The 14592-nt window shown below is 55.3% G+C and carries 13 protein-coding genes, 1 tRNA gene and 1 other RNA gene; 13 read left to right on the plus strand and 2 right to left on the minus strand.

Annotation, left to right across the window (positions count from 1 at the left end; all coding sequences use genetic code 11):
- The first annotated feature begins 69 nt into the window (after positions 1-69).
- From ACTVJH_RS09010 to ACTVJH_RS09050, 9 genes are all read left to right on the plus strand, one after another.
- Entirely contained in the window at positions 70-981 is a 912-nt protein-coding gene (locus ACTVJH_RS09010; protein WP_455989570.1) for an HAD family hydrolase, read from the plus strand.
- Positions 982-1044: 63 nt separating this feature from the next.
- A complete protein-coding gene (locus tag ACTVJH_RS09015; RefSeq protein ID WP_455989572.1) occupies positions 1045-1407 on the plus strand; it encodes a diacylglycerol kinase in 363 nt (120 codons plus the stop codon).
- A gap of 230 nt (positions 1408-1637) precedes the next feature.
- Positions 1638-1775, plus strand: a complete 138-nt coding sequence (locus tag ACTVJH_RS09020) for a hypothetical protein (protein WP_455989574.1) — start codon at positions 1638-1640, stop codon at positions 1773-1775.
- Positions 1776-1784: 9 nt separating this feature from the next.
- Positions 1785-3098: a histidinol dehydrogenase gene (gene hisD / locus ACTVJH_RS09025; RefSeq protein ID WP_455989576.1), complete on the plus strand. Its 1314-nt coding sequence runs from the start codon at positions 1785-1787 to the stop codon at positions 3096-3098.
- 258 nt (positions 3099-3356) lie between these two features.
- Positions 3357-4259: a phosphoribosylaminoimidazolesuccinocarboxamide synthase gene (locus ACTVJH_RS09030; protein WP_455989578.1), complete on the plus strand. Its 903-nt coding sequence runs from the start codon at positions 3357-3359 to the stop codon at positions 4257-4259.
- Between the two features lie 144 nt (positions 4260-4403).
- Positions 4404-5168 carry an enoyl-ACP reductase FabI gene (locus tag ACTVJH_RS09035; protein ID WP_455989580.1) on the plus strand — a complete coding sequence of 255 codons (765 nt, stop codon included), beginning with the start codon at positions 4404-4406 and terminating at the stop codon, positions 5166-5168.
- 282 nt (positions 5169-5450) lie between these two features.
- Positions 5451-5543: transfer RNA gene (locus tag ACTVJH_RS09040), tRNA-Ser, on the plus strand.
- A 42-nt stretch (positions 5544-5585) separates the two neighbouring features.
- Positions 5586-5681: signal recognition particle sRNA small type (gene ffs / locus ACTVJH_RS09045), an RNA gene on the plus strand.
- 238 nt (positions 5682-5919) lie between these two features.
- Positions 5920-6801: a Tim44 domain-containing protein gene (locus ACTVJH_RS09050; RefSeq protein ID WP_455989582.1), complete on the plus strand. Its 882-nt coding sequence runs from the start codon at positions 5920-5922 to the stop codon at positions 6799-6801.
- A gap of 351 nt (positions 6802-7152) precedes the next feature.
- Here the strand turns inward: ACTVJH_RS09050 and ACTVJH_RS09055 are convergent, their stop codons facing one another.
- Together ACTVJH_RS09055 and ACTVJH_RS09060 are read right to left on the minus strand one after the other, a co-directional pair.
- On the minus strand, positions 7153-7380 hold the full coding sequence (locus ACTVJH_RS09055) for a hypothetical protein (RefSeq protein WP_455989584.1): 228 nt from the start codon (positions 7378-7380) through the stop codon (positions 7153-7155).
- A gap of 37 nt (positions 7381-7417) precedes the next feature.
- The gene (locus ACTVJH_RS09060) at positions 7418-8032 is read right to left on the minus strand and encodes a DUF445 domain-containing protein (RefSeq protein ID WP_455989586.1); all 615 of its coding nucleotides are present in this window, start codon (positions 8030-8032) and stop codon (positions 7418-7420) included.
- A gap of 358 nt (positions 8033-8390) precedes the next feature.
- On the opposite strand from ACTVJH_RS09060, the gene lysS reads away from it, so the two are divergent.
- The 4 genes from lysS to bamA are packed head-to-tail and all read left to right on the plus strand — an operon-like array spanning position 8391 to position 14536.
- A complete protein-coding gene (gene lysS, locus ACTVJH_RS09065) occupies positions 8391-9908 on the plus strand; it encodes a lysine--tRNA ligase (protein WP_455989588.1) in 1518 nt (505 codons plus the stop codon).
- 48 nt (positions 9909-9956) lie between these two features.
- A complete protein-coding gene (locus ACTVJH_RS09070; RefSeq protein ID WP_455989590.1) occupies positions 9957-11186 on the plus strand; it encodes a lipoprotein-releasing ABC transporter permease subunit in 1230 nt (409 codons plus the stop codon).
- The gene (locus ACTVJH_RS09075; RefSeq protein WP_455989592.1) at positions 11179-11859 is read left to right on the plus strand and encodes an ABC transporter ATP-binding protein; all 681 of its coding nucleotides are present in this window, start codon (positions 11179-11181) and stop codon (positions 11857-11859) included. Before ACTVJH_RS09070 ends, ACTVJH_RS09075 begins: the two co-directional genes overlap by 8 nt.
- Positions 11849-14536: an outer membrane protein assembly factor BamA gene (bamA, locus tag ACTVJH_RS09080; protein WP_455989594.1), complete on the plus strand. Its 2688-nt coding sequence runs from the start codon at positions 11849-11851 to the stop codon at positions 14534-14536. Before ACTVJH_RS09075 ends, bamA begins: the two co-directional genes overlap by 11 nt.
- The last annotated feature ends 56 nt before the right edge of the window (positions 14537-14592 follow it).

The raw sequence follows: 14592 nt of genomic DNA on the forward strand, positions 1-14592 counted from the left end.
AAAACATCAGCCCTGTTCCGGACGGCCCGGTGCTGGACCTTTTTGTCTTCAGACCGTAAGGATCTTGCTATGACAACGACTCTCAACAGCCAGACCATGGCTTTGCATATTCCTCGATCCTTTCCTTCCTCCATGTCCCCTCAAGGCATCGTGTTCACCGATCTGGACGGGACCCTGTTCCGCTCGGACCGAACCCTTTCTGCGCACAGCAGGGGAGTTCTTGGGGAACTGCCCGCCCAGGGGATCGTCAGGGTCGTTGCCACAGGCCGGTCCCTTGCCTCCTTTCTCGAGGTCGCCGGGGACAACTTTCCTGCGGACTATGTCATCTTTTCCACGGGAGCGGGTGTGGTATCCTTGAACAACCTGGAGATTCTCAAAACGGCCGCCCTGGAACGGACAGCGATCTCGCAAACGCTGGATGTCCTTCGCCGGGCGGAACTCGACTTCATGCTCCACCATCCCATTCCGGAGAATCACCGCTTTGCCTACGAGTCCAGAGGGGAGCACAATCCCGACTTCACGACCCGGATCGAGGCCCTCGGAACATGGGGAAATCCCTTTGCAGCCGACGAAATCTGGGAACGTGCCAGTCAGTTCGTGGCCATCACCCCGCCATGGCGGGGACTCGAGCCGTTACACGCTGTGCGCGCCGCCCTTCCCGAACTGAGCGTCATCCGGGCAACCTCTCCCTTTGATCATCAGTCCACCTGGATAGAGATATTCCCGGCCCACGTCTCCAAGTCCCATGCCGCCCGATGGCTCTGTGCCTTTCTCGGTATCTCCCTTGAACAAACCATGGCCGTTGGAAACGATTACAATGACCTGGATCTCTTGGAGATGAGCCCACATCCCTTTGTGGTCGCCAACGCCCCCGAGGACCTTGTGAAGAGATTTCCCTCGGTCCCGGACAACGACCATGATGGCGCGGCCCTGGCCATAACCGCCTGGAGTGACCGGGGCGCGACTGACCTGAACCTCTGAAGCCCTGAAGCCACTTTTTCTAACCATCCGGCTTCCGTCTGAAAACAGCTGGAGACCCTGCACATGCCCAAACCCGACACGCATCCTTTGACCCATCTCCTGGCGGCCTGCCGCTATTCCTGGAAAGGCCTGAAGGCGGCCGTGCGCCACGAACATGCCTTCAGGCAGGAACTGGTCGTTGCCCTTCTAGTCATCCCTCTGGGCCTGTATCTGGGCGATGGAGGGGTTGAAAAACTCCTTCTGGCCGGTTCCTGGGTCCTGGTCATGATCGTCGAGCTTCTCAATTCAGCCGTCGAGGCGGTTGTGGACCTGGTCAGTCCCGACTATACGCCGCTGGCCGGACGGGCCAAGGATCTGGGATCAGCGGCCGTCTTTCTCGCCCTTGTCCTTGTCGCCTTCGTCTGGATCATGATCCTGATTCACTAGGGAATCTTTCCCTGCCGCTTCCCCGGCGGGTCGCCGCATGAGGACATCCCGTCAGAACCGATCTGCACGCATGGTTGGCTCACCCCGTTTCGGACGGATTGACTGTCTGACCGAGCCAGGCATCGTTCATCAAGCCGTTGTCTGATATTTTTTTAGAATTTCAACATGTTATTAAACAACGGTTTGATGGTACGAGGCCGGCGAAGGAGTTACAAGCCGCCCGAAACGGGGTGAGCCAACCATGTGATTTCAAACGCGCCCACCCCTCCGCATTGACATCCCTGGCCGCCCCGCTTATTTTTTTTGTTTCCGTTGCCGGGAATCATCTTCTGCCTGTTCCCCTTCTCCATGATCCCATCGACCCTTAAGGAGCTTCCATGCCCTGCCGCGAGATCACCTATACCGACGCATCCGATTGGCCGGCCATCCACGAATGGCTTGCGGGCCGCAAGGGACCCAAACAATCCGTAGAAAAACCGGTCCTCGACATCCTCGAGGCGATCAGGACCCGCGGTGACATGGCCCTGGCCGAATATACATCCCGGTTCGACTGTCCCGATTTCACCCCGTCAGCCATCGCACTCACTCGTCAGGAGATGGCAGACGGATGCGCCCAGGTGGCTGAACACGACCGGGCCATCATCCAGGAGGCAGCGGACAATATCCGCTCTTTTCACGAGAACCAGAAACAGAAGTCATGGATGGTCACCCAGGAAAACGGAACCATTCTCGGGCAGATGGTTTCTGCCGTGGATCGTGCCGGACTCTATGTCCCCGGAGGTCAGGGCGGAGAAACCCCCCTCATCTCCAGCCTGCTCATGAACGCCATTCCCGCGCAGGTGGCAGGAGTCAAAGAGATCGTGGTCGTTTCACCGCCGCGCAAGGACGGTTCTTTGAACCCGTCCCTCCTGGCAGCTGCCGACATTCTGGGGATCACCGCCGTCTTCCGCGCCGGGAGCGCCTGGGCCATAGCCGCCCTGGCCTATGGAACCGAGACCATTCCTCCCGTGGATGTGATTGCCGGACCGGGCAACATCTTCGTGACCACGGCCAAACGGATCCTGGTTGGCGAGGTGGGCATCGACATGATCGCCGGGCCGAGCGAGATCGCTATCCTGGCCGATACAACCGCCAATCCGGAATGGCTGGCAGCCGATCTGCTCTCCCAGGCGGAACACGATCCCCTGGCCTCGGCCCTGCTCATCTCCACGGACAGAACGGTTCTGGAAAAAACCAGAGAGGCCTTGTCCCGTCAGGTAATCCAGCTGCCGCGTCACGAGATCGCAGCCGCCTGCCTGAAGGAATGGAGCGGGTGCATCCAGGTTCCGGACATGGACACGGGCCTGGATCTGGTCAACAAAATCGCCCCGGAACATTTCGAGCTCTGCGTCAGCGATCCCTGGTCACTGATCGGCAAGGTCCGCAATGCAGGTGCAGTATTCATGGGTCATCACACCCCGGAGCCTGTTGGCGACTATTTTGCCGGGCCCAACCATGTACTGCCCACCCTGTCCACGGCACGTTTCTCCTCGGCCCTTTCCGTGGAAACCTTTTGCAAAAAAACGAGTATCATCGCTGCCAGCGACAGCTATATCCGGGAACACGGCGAAAAAATCGCCCGCCTCGCCCGCATGGAACAGCTCGAAGCCCATGCGAGGAGTATGGAACGAAGAATGAAAAAAAACGAATAAAAGAACGGAGACGGGAGGCAGGAGACGGGAGAACGAGATTGGAAGCCGGAGGTTTGAGGTCGGAGGTCCGTGACAACAACCCCGCCATTACGGAATTGATCAGGGATGACAGCAAAGGACAAAAATGCTGCACGAAAACTGACACCATTTTCTCAAGACCCGACACATTTCCAACCATCCCTTACCCGCTATCCATCATCCTGCCTTTCCCTGCAACGTAAAACCTAAAACTTAAAACCTCTTCCCCCCGAGGTCCCCATGCAGATCGTTACCCAGACCCACATCAAGGAATATCCCCTGATCTCCCGCGGCAAGGTGCGGGATATCTATGAAATCGACGACGCCACCCTGCTCATCGTGACCACCGACCGCATGAGCGCCTTTGACGTGATCATGAAGGAACCTATCCCCTTCAAGGGGGTTATCCTCAACCAGATCACCATCTTCTGGATGGAAAAATTCAAAAAGATCATTGCCAATCACATCCTGGCAACCGAGGTGAAGGACTTTCCCGCCCCTCTGGCAGCCTATGCCGACCAGCTCGAAGGACGGGCCGTACTGGTCAAAAAGGCCAAACCCCTGCCCATTGAATGCATTGTCCGCGGCTACATCACCGGCTCGGGATGGAAGGATTATCTGCAATCCGGCAAGGTCTGCGGATACGAACTTCCAGCTGATCTTAAAGAATCCCAGCAGCTTCCCTCGCCCTTGTTCACTCCGTCGACCAAAGCTGAGCTTGGCGAACACGATGAAAACATCAACATGGGCAAGGCCAGGGAACTGGCCGGTGAAGGATTGGTCAAAAAAGTCGAGGAGGTTGCCTTGTCCATCTACGAACAGGCATCATCCTATGCCCGCGAGCGGGACATCATCATTGCGGACACCAAGTTCGAATTCGGTCTGCAGGGCAAGGAATTGTTGCTCATCGACGAGGTTCTGACCCCCGACTCCTCCCGGTTCTGGCCGGTTCAGGGGTATGAACCCGGCAAGGGACAGCCCAGTTTCGACAAGCAGTATCTCAGGGATTGGCTCTCTGGAACCGGATGGGACAAGACACCTCCGCCGCCGACACTGCCGGATGATGTTATCGCCAGAACCCGGGAGAAATATCTTGAAGCCTTCCGTCTGCTGACTGGACAAGATCTTGACCTTACGAACTAAGCGTGTTGAAACTTGTTTTTAACGTACCAGCCTCCAACCCGACGGAACCACGCAATCCGGGGATGACACACCTTCCCCGGGTTTTCTCGGCACCAAGGACTGAGCACGCACTCAACCCACCATTCGAATTCACGAGGAATGACTATGCTTTTACAAGGAAAAAAAGCCCTTATCTTTGGAATCGCCAATGAGCGAAGCATTGCCTACGGAATAGCATCCCAGCTGAAAGAGCAGGGGGCCAAGCTGGCCTTCAGCTATGCAGGAGAAGCCATCAAAAAACGCATTGATCCCATAGCCGAGGAACTCGGTGCGGAATTCATGGTCCAATGCGATGTGACCAGCGACGAGGACGTTGTCCAATGCGCTGAAACCGTCAAAGAAAACTGGGACGAGATCGACATCCTGGTCCACTCGGTGGCCTTTGCCAATCGGGACGACCTCAAGGGCAGATTCATCGACACATCCAGAGAAGGCTTTCTCCTGGCCCTGAACATCTCCTCCTATTCCCTGGTCAGCATGTGCAAGGCCTTTGAGCCAATGATGAAGCCCGGCAGTTCGGTCATGGCCATGACGTACTATGGCTCGGAAAAGGTCATCACCAACTACAACGTCATGGGTGTGGCCAAGGCATCTCTTGAGGCCTGTGTCCGCTACCTGGCTGCGGATCTTGGAGAAAAGGGTATCCGGATCAACGGGTTGAGCGCCGGTCCTATCAAAACGCTTGCCTCCTCCGGGATTTCGGGATTCAAGACCATTCTGCACACGATTGAGGAGCGGGCTCCCCTGCACCGCAACGTAACGCAGGAAGACGTCGGCAAGGCGGCCCTCTATCTGGCCTCGGACCTTTCTACCGGGACCACGGGCGAGATCATCCACGTGGATTCAGGCTACAACATCATGGGAATATAAAAAAAAGTGCGCAGGGCACAGGGCGCAGTGCGCAGGACAAACCCGGTTTTTTTGGGTATTGAAATGACGTATCCCCGGGGGAACGGGTGTGTCGCCCGTGCTCCCGGGATCTTTATTCCATGTCTCCGACCACGAGGCTGATTGAAAACTCCCTTTTTGAATCGGGCCTTGGCTCAGTACACCCTGTCATGCTGATGCGAAAAACGGGAGAAAAAAATTCATTTCTCCCGTTTTTTCCCTTGCCAAGCAACCCGGTTTTGGATAGTTCCTCATTTCCGTTGCGGAGAGGTGGCCGAGTCTGGCTGAAGGCGCACGCCTGGAAAGTGTGTGTACCCTAACCGGGTACCGGAGGTTCGAATCCTCTCCTCTCCGCCATTTTTTTTCGATGTTTCCCATCCTCATCGAATCCCCAGACACAGAGTGAAGCCGGGCGGCAGGGGTGCTGCCAACCCCGTCAGGCCCGAGAGGGAGCAGCGGTAACAGTTACTTCTGGGTGCCCGGCTTCTCTAACAGGGGCGTCTTCATTGACGTCCCTGTTCGTGTATGGAGCGATTTTTCTTGACGTCCTCTGATTCCTCCTTATCTGCTATTTCTGTTGTATTCCGTTTGCTGCAACCTCTCCTCCGGCATGTTGAAAATTCGCAGGATTTGGGACTGCCGCACCGTGGATACTGCCGAACAGATACGACGTCATCTCTACCACATCTTCTATCATATATCCCCTGCCCTTTATCATACACAAGGAGTTATCATGCGTCTCAAACATCTTCTCATCCTGTTGCCAATTCTGATTGCCACCCTGGTCATAATGGCCATGGTACAGACGGCCGAGGCCAAACGATTTGGCGGAGGCAGATCCTTTGGCGGCAGATCCTCCTATTCCAACAACTATTCCAGATCCACCCCCTCCAAGAGTACCCAGGCCGGCCGGACCGGGCAGACACCTCGCCGGAGTCCGATGGGCGGCATGTTCGGCGGGGTTCTCGGCGGCATGCTCATGGGCGGCCTGCTCGGCTCCATGCTCGGCGGCGGCCATTTCATGGGTCCCAACTTCCTGGACATACTGCTTATCGGGGGAGGCATCTTCCTTTTGATGCGCTTTCTTCGCAGACGCCGGGAGGCCGCAGCAACGCAGGGGGGTCTCTCTGCCGACGGAACGCCCTATACCATGCACCGTTCGGATCACCGCGCGGCATGGGACAACCTGCAGACAGGAAGCGGTGCTGCCACAGGCGCCTCCCAAGCACCGACCGTCCCTCCGGGTTTTGACCAGGACGATTTCATGAAAGGGGCCAAGGCCGTGTACCAGCGTCTTCAAAACTCCTGGGACAAAAGGGATCTGAACGACATCCGCACCTTTACCTCCCCGGAAGTCTACAGCTTCATTGAAGAGCAGTACAAAAACGATCCCACTCCGAGCACCACAGAGATCCTGCTCATCAACGGGGAACTCCTTGAGGTGAAAACCACGGGCAATCAGACCGTGGCCACGGTCTATTTCGACGTGCTCATGCGCGAGGATTCTTCCAGTCAGGACACTGAACAGGTTCGCGAGGTCTGGCATTTCAGCAAATATGAAAACCAATCCGGAGACAATTGGGTCCTGGAAGGCATCCAGCAGCTCGAGAAATAAGATGGCTGAACTCACGTGCATCTTCTGCGGCGGCCCCGCCGAGATCCAGGGGACCTGAGCCAAGGGCCGCGTTGTGTGCAGGTCCTGCCACATGGATGTTCCCCTGGCGATGTACAGGGACGAAATCGAGGCTTACAAAGAGGCTATGTGCTGCGAATTCGCGTCCCAGTCTGAGGAGGACAACGAAACGGACTCACATTGAGACGCTCTCGTGGTCGAAAAAAACAACAAAAAGGCCTGCAATATTAATATTGCAGGCCTTTTTGCGTGGGTTACCTCTCTTCTGGCGTCTTTACCGCCTCTGCGCGGAAAAAAGGAAACATCTTCCGCTGGACCACCAGGTCGCAGAGTCTATCTCTCCTCCACCTTGCCGGCCAGCTCACTGATTTTTCTCAGACACTGCCCCCGTTCCTGGGCCAGGCGCTGCCATTTTTTCTTTTCCTTCTTGATGGATTCAACGGTCTGCAGGAGGTCCTGAATGGTGTGCGCGGGATAGCCGTACTTGGCATACTTTCCTTTACGCAATTCTTCATCGTTGCGCTGTCTGAGGGCACTGAGTTGGCTGGCGTTCAGGATCATGGAGACGGACTACCTCATGCTCATTGATGACGACCGGTTAGACACTGCCACCTAGCAGAAAAAACAAGGATTGGAAAATCCCGATCACAAAGCCCAGAACCGCACCAACCAGTTCAATGAACTTGAATTCCCTGCTCATGATGGAGAAAAGCAGCAGTTCGAGCTGGTCCATGGAAAATCCCTCGATCTTTTCCCTGACCAAGCGGGCCACATCGAAACGATCCTCCACCTCCCGGGCTCCTTGTTCCAAAAATCCGGGAACGACTTCCTCCAGCTGGTTGTCCAGCATGCCCAGGACCTTCTCCATGGTCTGATCGTTTAACAACATCCCGACCATGGGATGGAGCTTGATTAGTTTCTCCCGGATAAATGTTTCCAGCCCCTGACGGATCATCTCCTTGAACCTTGCGGTAAATTCAGGAGAGACAATCACCTTGGAGACATCTTTTTCCGAAATGAGATTATCCTGGATCATCATGGCCAGGTTGGCGGCAAGAACCTTCTGACGCTTGGGAAAGATCCCCTGGATGGTCAGTGAAAAAATCCTGATCGGTTTTCTGGGGTGAAACAACATCTTCACGGCCAGATAATTGGTCAACCACCCGATAAATGCACAGATAACAGGTGCTGCGACAAACATGATCCAACTCATGGGCTCATCTATCTCCTTTTTTGATCCACGCGATGATTTCCGAAACCCTTCCGGGTATCCGGGAGCGAATCCCTTTCCGCACGAAGTGGATTTTCTTTGCCGATGGACCCGGCAAAGTCAAGACACAGGGTCGCACCGGGCACCAGTTTTCTTGACGCCCCCGGGGATTTGCAATACGCAGTTTCTCTTGTGTTGCGGGCGGTCAGCCTCCCCCAGACATGTGCGCCTCACCGGGAAGACAGCCTGACCCGGCACCCCCCAACTATCACGAACGCATTCCTTTCAGGCCCTTGAACCGCGGCAGGACCGCGGCAAGAGGCTCTTTTTCATTGTATCTAGTCATTATGGAGAACGAGCGTTGAGCAAGAACACCACGACTGCTCCCAACGAAAATCAGGTCCTTCGCCATCGCAAGGAAAAAGCCGCTTTTCTCGAAGAAGCAGGAATACCCCTTTATTCAAACACGTTTTGCAGAACCACCCAGGTTTCCACCATCTTCGACCAGTACGGCGATGTGGAAGATGAGGAGAGTCTGAACCAGGCTGGCGAAGATTTCGCCCTTGCCGGACGCATCGTCAGTCTCCGATCCTTTGGAAAAATCGCTTTTTTCCACCTGGTGGATCGCTCCGGTTCCATTCAGGTCTGCGCCCAAAGAGACGCCCTTGGGGTGGATGACTACAAAATTTTCAAAAAATTCGACATAGGTGATATTGTCGGAGTCCGGGGAAGTATCTTCCGCACCAAAACGGGAGAGCTGACCATCAAGGCCTCCTCCATCACCCTGATCACCAAATCCATGCGCCCCCTTCCGGAAAAATTTCACGGGCTCAAGGATGTGGAAACCCGATACAGACAGCGTTATGTGGATCTGATCGTCAATCCCAGGGCCAAGGACATCTTTTTGAAACGGACCGCCATTGTCCGCTCCTTGCGCAACTTTTTCGACTCCCGCGGTTTTCTGGAGGTCGAGACCCCGATGATGCAGGCAATTCCGGGAGGCGCAACGGCCAAGCCGTTCGAGACCTTTCATAACGCCCTGGACATGAAGCTGTACATGCGCATCGCCCCTGAACTCTATTTGAAGCGCTTGCTGGTCGGTGGGTTTGAGAAGGTCTACGAAATCAACCGGAATTTCCGTAACGAAGGCATCGATACCCAGCACAATCCTGAATTCACCATGATCGAATTCTACTGGGCCTATGCCGATTTCAACGACCTCATGGATCTGACCGAAGAGCTTTTTCAGACCCTGGCCCTGGAGGTCACCGGAGACACGACCGTGGAATACCAGGGAACGCCTATCGAGCTCGGCAAGCCATGGACCCGGATGACCTTTTACGAATCGCTCGAAAAGATCGGCGGGCTCACGCCCCATGAGTACCAGGACTATGACACGGCCAAGAACCTGGTGCGCAAACTGGGGGAAAATGCCCAGATCGGGGAAAAACTCGGCAAGCTGCAGGCCAAATTGTTTGATATTCTCGTGGAACCCAAGTTGATCCAGCCCCATTTCATCTATCACTATCCAACGGATATTTCGCCGCTGGCCCGACGTAACGAGGCAGATCCATCCATCACCGACCGGTACGAACTGTTTATCACGGGGCACGAGATGGCCAATGCCTTTTCCGAATTGAACAACCCCTATGACCAGCGGGATCGCTTTGCCGAACAGGTCAAGGAAAAGGAAGCGGGTGACGACGAGGCCCATCGCATGGACGAGGATTATGTTCGTGCCTTGGAATACGGCATGCCGTCCGCTGCGGGACAGGGAATAGGCATTGATCGCCTGGTCATGCTGCTCACTGATTCCTCATCCATTCGCGAGGTCATCCTGTTCCCATTATTGCGCCCGGAAGCCTCCGGCAAAGAGTAGGATCCATCTGACCACGTCGACCAGAAAAGGAAGATTTTCCTGTCACTCATGCACTTTGAACTTTCCATAGCCCTGCGCTATCTCATCGCCAAAAGACAGCAGGCCTTCATCTCCGTCATTTCCCTCATTTCCATCCTGGGGGTCGGACTCGGTGTGGCGGCATTGATCATTGTCCTCGGGGTGATGACCGGTTTCAGCGAAAACCTCCGAGACAAAATTCTGGGAATCAACGCCCATGTCATTGTCGGAAGCCTGGAAAAGGGCTTTGCCGACTATGACCGTTTGGTGGAAACAACCCGCTCCGTTTCCGGGGTCAAGAGCGCAACCCCTTTTATCTACAGCGAGGTCATTCTCAGCTCGCCAGGCGGAGCCAAAGGTGCCGTGCTGCGGGGAATTGATCCTCAATCTGCAGGTTCCGTCCTGAGTATCGGCGAGGATCTGAAAAAAGGAACCATTCAGGGGCTGGGGACGACCAAAGGCTTTCCCGGGGTCATCGTGGGCAAGGAACTCGCCCAGGGGCTCGGTCTGACCATGGGCAGCCAGGTGAATATCATGTCCCCGGCAGGCAAGAAGACCTCTGCCGGATTCAGTCCCAAGATCATGACCTTTCAGGTCTGCGGCATCTTTGCCACCGAGGTGTTCGAATACGATTCCTCGCTTGCCTATATTTCCATTCCAGCGGCCCAGAAACTTCTCGGGATGAATGAGGATCTGGTCACCGGCATTGAACTCAAGGTGTACGACGTCTACCAAGTACAAAAAATTGGCGATCAGGTTCTTGACGCGCTGGGGGGCTTTCCCCTGTATGTGCGCAACTGGATCGAGATGAACAAGAATCTCTTTTCCGCCCTGCAGCTTGAAAAAACGGCCATGGGAATCATCCTGATCATGATCGTCTTGGTCGGATCCTTCAGTATCGTGACCACCTTGATCATGATGGTCATGGAAAAAACCCGGGATATCGCTGTGCTCATGTCCCTGGGGGCCACCCGGAAACATATCCGGAACATCTTCATCCTTCAGGGAACCATCATCGGGTTTATCGGCACGGTCCTCGGGTATCTCCTCGGAATCGGGATCAGCCTCTTGCTCAAGAAATACCAATTCATCAAACTGCCCGCAGATGTCTATTATCTGGACCATATCCCCATCAGACTCGACTGGCTGGACATGACCCTTATCGGGGTTGCTGCCATGCTTTTGTGTTTTCTGGCCACCATCTATCCGGCACGTCAGGCTGCCCGCATGGAACCCGCCGAGGCGTTGCGCTATGAATGATCTCCTCTACCGGCTTACAGCCGTCGGCAAAACCTGCCAGGGGCCGGCCGAAGAGTTGACCGTGCTGAAGGATATCGACCTGGACATTCAGGCAGGTCAATCATTGGCCATTCTAGGGGCATCGGGCTCGGGAAAAAGTACCCTGTTGCATATCCTGGGAACCTTGGATACGCCCACCAGTGGCGAAATTTTTTTTCAGGGCCGAAATCTGAAAGAGCTTGACGAACAGGACCGGGCCCATACAAGGAACCGGGAAATCGGTTTTGTTTTCCAGTTCCACCATCTCCTTCCCGAGTTCAATACCCTGGAAAACGTGGCCATGCCGGGAATCATTGCGGGTCGACCCAGGAAGCAAACCCTCGATGCCGCCGCCAAGGCCCTGGAACTTGTGGGGCTCGACCATCGGCTCGACCACAAGGTGACCACCCTCTCCGGCGGCGAACGTCAGCGAACGAGCATCGCCCGGGCCCTGGTCATGCAACCGCGGGTCATCCTGGCCGACGAACCGACTGGAAACCTCGACGAAAAAACAGCGGACACCGTTGGATACCTTTTGCTCGAACTCAATAGCACGCTGCAAACCACCCTGGTCGTGGTGACGCACAACACCGGTCTTGCCCAGCACATGGACCGTCAACTGGTTTTACGCTCCGGAGAACTCTATGAACAATAGATACATGTCCCTGGCTACCATGCATATAGCATGCGCGATCCTGATTCTGGGAATCCTGATCGCGCCGCCTGCTTTTGCCCAGAAAACGGTCAAACTGGCGGTGCTGCCCTTTCAGATCAATGCCTCACCGGAACTCGCCTATCTCAACGAGAGTCTGCCGGAAATGCTTGGACAGAAACTCCGAGAACTGGAGATCCCCACTGTCGATCAACGCGAACTCGACCGGATCATCGAGGATCAACAGATCATGGAGCTCGATCTCCAGACAGCCCGGGACATTGCCCTGCTCAGCAGTGCCCAGTACGCAGTCTATGGAAGCTTCAGCCAGATCGGCGAAAGCCTGAGTCTTGATGTCCGTCTCGTGGAGGCCTTTGGTCTCAAGGAATCCAAGGCGTTGTTCGTGGTCAAGGAAGGGTTGATCAACCTTTTGCCGGCCATTGACGAACTCGCGGAAAAAATCGGTCAGGAACTTCAGAGTCAGGAAAAAATAGCGGCCATCAAGGTCGAGGGCACCCATATCCTGGAAAAAGATGTCGTTCTCATGCGGCTGCACATGCAAAAAGGGGACATCTACGATCCCAAAATGATCAACGAGGAGGTCAAGCGACTCTTCGAGTTGGGATATTTCGATGATGTCCGGGTCACGACCACGGATATCATGGAGGGCAAGGAAGTCACCTTCGAGGTCAAGGAAAAGCCCCTTATCCAGGCCATTGGGGTGGTCGGGGCCGAGGAACTCGACGAGGACGACATCATCGAGGTCATGAGCAGCAAGACCGGATCAGTACTCAACCCCAAGGTCCTTGTGGAAGACATGGACAAGATCAGGGACCTCTACCGCAAAAAGGGGTATTACAACGCCAAGATCAGCTATAACCTGGAATCTTCCGAACCCGGCAGGGCCCGGCTGAATATCACCATCGAGGAAGGCAAGGAGCTCTACATCGAGGGCATCACCATCGAAGGGGCCGAACAACTCGATCCCGATGATGTCGAGGACGAACTGGCCCTGGCCACCCGGGGCATGTTTTCCTGGCTGACCGGATCCGGCGTGCTCAAGGAAGAACTTTTGGATCGGGATGCTGCAGCCATCGAGGCCTATTACGGCAATCGGGGGTTCATGGATGCCAAAGTGGGCCAGCCCGAAGTCGATTACAGGGAAGACGGTATCTACATCACCTTCAAGATCAACGAAGGCAAACGCTACAGGGTGGGCAAGGTAACCTTTTCCGGCGACCTGATCGTCAGTCAGGATACCCTCCACAAGGTCTGCCAGTTGGATGATCTCACCGGTAAAGAAGACGGCTATTTCGACAGATCCAAATTACGGGCCGACATCCAGAATCTGGCGGATTTCTACACCAATTACGGCTATGCCTATGCCGAGGCCAACGCCGACATGACCCGAAACGAGGAAGACCTGACCTTTGACGTCAATTATGTTCTGACCAAAGGCAGAAAGGTCTACATCCGTCGGGTCAAGATTCAGGGAAACACCAAAACCCGTGACAATGTCATCCGCCGGGAAATGCGGCTGACCGATGGCAACCAGTTCAGCGGGGCCATGCTGAACCGATCCAATGTCCGCCTGACCAAGCTGGACTATTTCGAAACCGTGGCCATTGAAACCGTGCCCACCACCGAACCTGACCAGATGGACCTGGTGGTCAAGGTCAAGGAAAAATCCACCGGCATGATCAGTGCCGGAGCAGGTTACTCGACCCTGGACAAGGTCTTCATCACCGGCTCCATCCAGGAACGCAACCTGTTCGGCAAAGGCTACACCACCTCGCTGACAGGCAGTTTCGGGGCCAAGACCACTCGGTACGACGCCACCTTCTGGAACCCCCATTACAACGATACCAAACTCGGTCTCGGGGCCCAGGCCTACGTCACCAAGGTCGATTACGACGATTACGACAAAAAAGCCGTCGGCGGCAAAGCCCTGTTCGGCTACCCGCTTGGCGAATACACCCGGCTCAATTGGAACTACCGGCTGGAACGCTACACCATCTCGGAACTGGACGAGGACGAATTCGACCATGACGAGATCGAAGAGGGAACCTTCTGGGCCAGCACCCTCTATGGGGGGGTGACCCGCGACACTACCAACCGACGGATCAATCCCACCCGGGGAACCAAGAACACCGTATCCGTGGAATATTCCGGCGGCCTTCTCCAGGGTGACGACGAATTCATCAAGTACCTGGCAGACAGCAGCTGGTACCACCCCCTGTTCTGGAGCACGGTCTTCCATTGGCATGGGCAGGCAGGGTATATCATGAAGAACGGAAACGATGAGATCCCCCTGTTCGAACGGTTCTATCTCGGCGGGATCAATTCGGTACGCGGGTACAAGGGAAGAGACATCGCCCCCCGGTATGACGACGGCAGCGACGACAAGAAAGGCGGGGTCAAGGAGTTCTTCACCAATTTCGAATACATCTTTCCCATCAACAAGGAGATAGGCCTTTTGGGTGTCGCCTTTTTCGACGCTGGAAATGTCTGGGATGACGATGAATCCATTGATTTCGATCTGTACAAATCTGTGGGTGCGGGCATCCGCTGGTACTCGCCTCTGGGCCCCTTGCGCCTGGAATACGGATACGGCCTGGACGAAGACGACGATGTCTCCGGCGGCGGCCGGGTGGAATTTTCCGTTGGCCAATTTTTCTAACCGGGTATGCACAGCAACCAATCAAACCATCAATCCATGTATGGACATGTAAAGGA

This window comes from Desulfoplanes sp. PS50 (assembly GCF_053851535.1).

Bases quoted from the DNA above. Each gene is read 5' to 3' on its own strand.
- ACTVJH_RS09010 (WP_455989570.1), top strand. From the start codon at position 70: ATGACAACGACTCTCAACAGCCAGACCATGGCTTTGCATATTCCTCGA.
- ACTVJH_RS09015 (WP_455989572.1), top strand. From the start codon at position 1,045: ATGCCCAAACCCGACACGCATCCTTTGACCCATCTCCTGGCGGCCTGC.
- hisD (WP_455989576.1), top strand. From the start codon at position 1,785: ATGCCCTGCCGCGAGATCACCTATACCGACGCATCCGATTGGCCGGCC.
- ACTVJH_RS09030 (WP_455989578.1), top strand. From the start codon at position 3,357: ATGCAGATCGTTACCCAGACCCACATCAAGGAATATCCCCTGATCTCC.
- ACTVJH_RS09035 (WP_455989580.1), top strand. From the start codon at position 4,404: ATGCTTTTACAAGGAAAAAAAGCCCTTATCTTTGGAATCGCCAATGAG.
- ACTVJH_RS09050 (WP_455989582.1), top strand. From the start codon at position 5,920: ATGCGTCTCAAACATCTTCTCATCCTGTTGCCAATTCTGATTGCCACC.
- ACTVJH_RS09055 (WP_455989584.1), bottom strand. From the start codon at position 7,380: ATGATCCTGAACGCCAGCCAACTCAGTGCCCTCAGACAGCGCAACGAT.
- ACTVJH_RS09060 (WP_455989586.1), bottom strand. From the start codon at position 8,032: ATGAGTTGGATCATGTTTGTCGCAGCACCTGTTATCTGTGCATTTATC.
- ACTVJH_RS09070 (WP_455989590.1), top strand. From the start codon at position 9,957: ATGCACTTTGAACTTTCCATAGCCCTGCGCTATCTCATCGCCAAAAGA.
- ACTVJH_RS09075 (WP_455989592.1), top strand. From the start codon at position 11,179: ATGAATGATCTCCTCTACCGGCTTACAGCCGTCGGCAAAACCTGCCAG.
- bamA (WP_455989594.1), top strand. From the start codon at position 11,849: ATGAACAATAGATACATGTCCCTGGCTACCATGCATATAGCATGCGCG.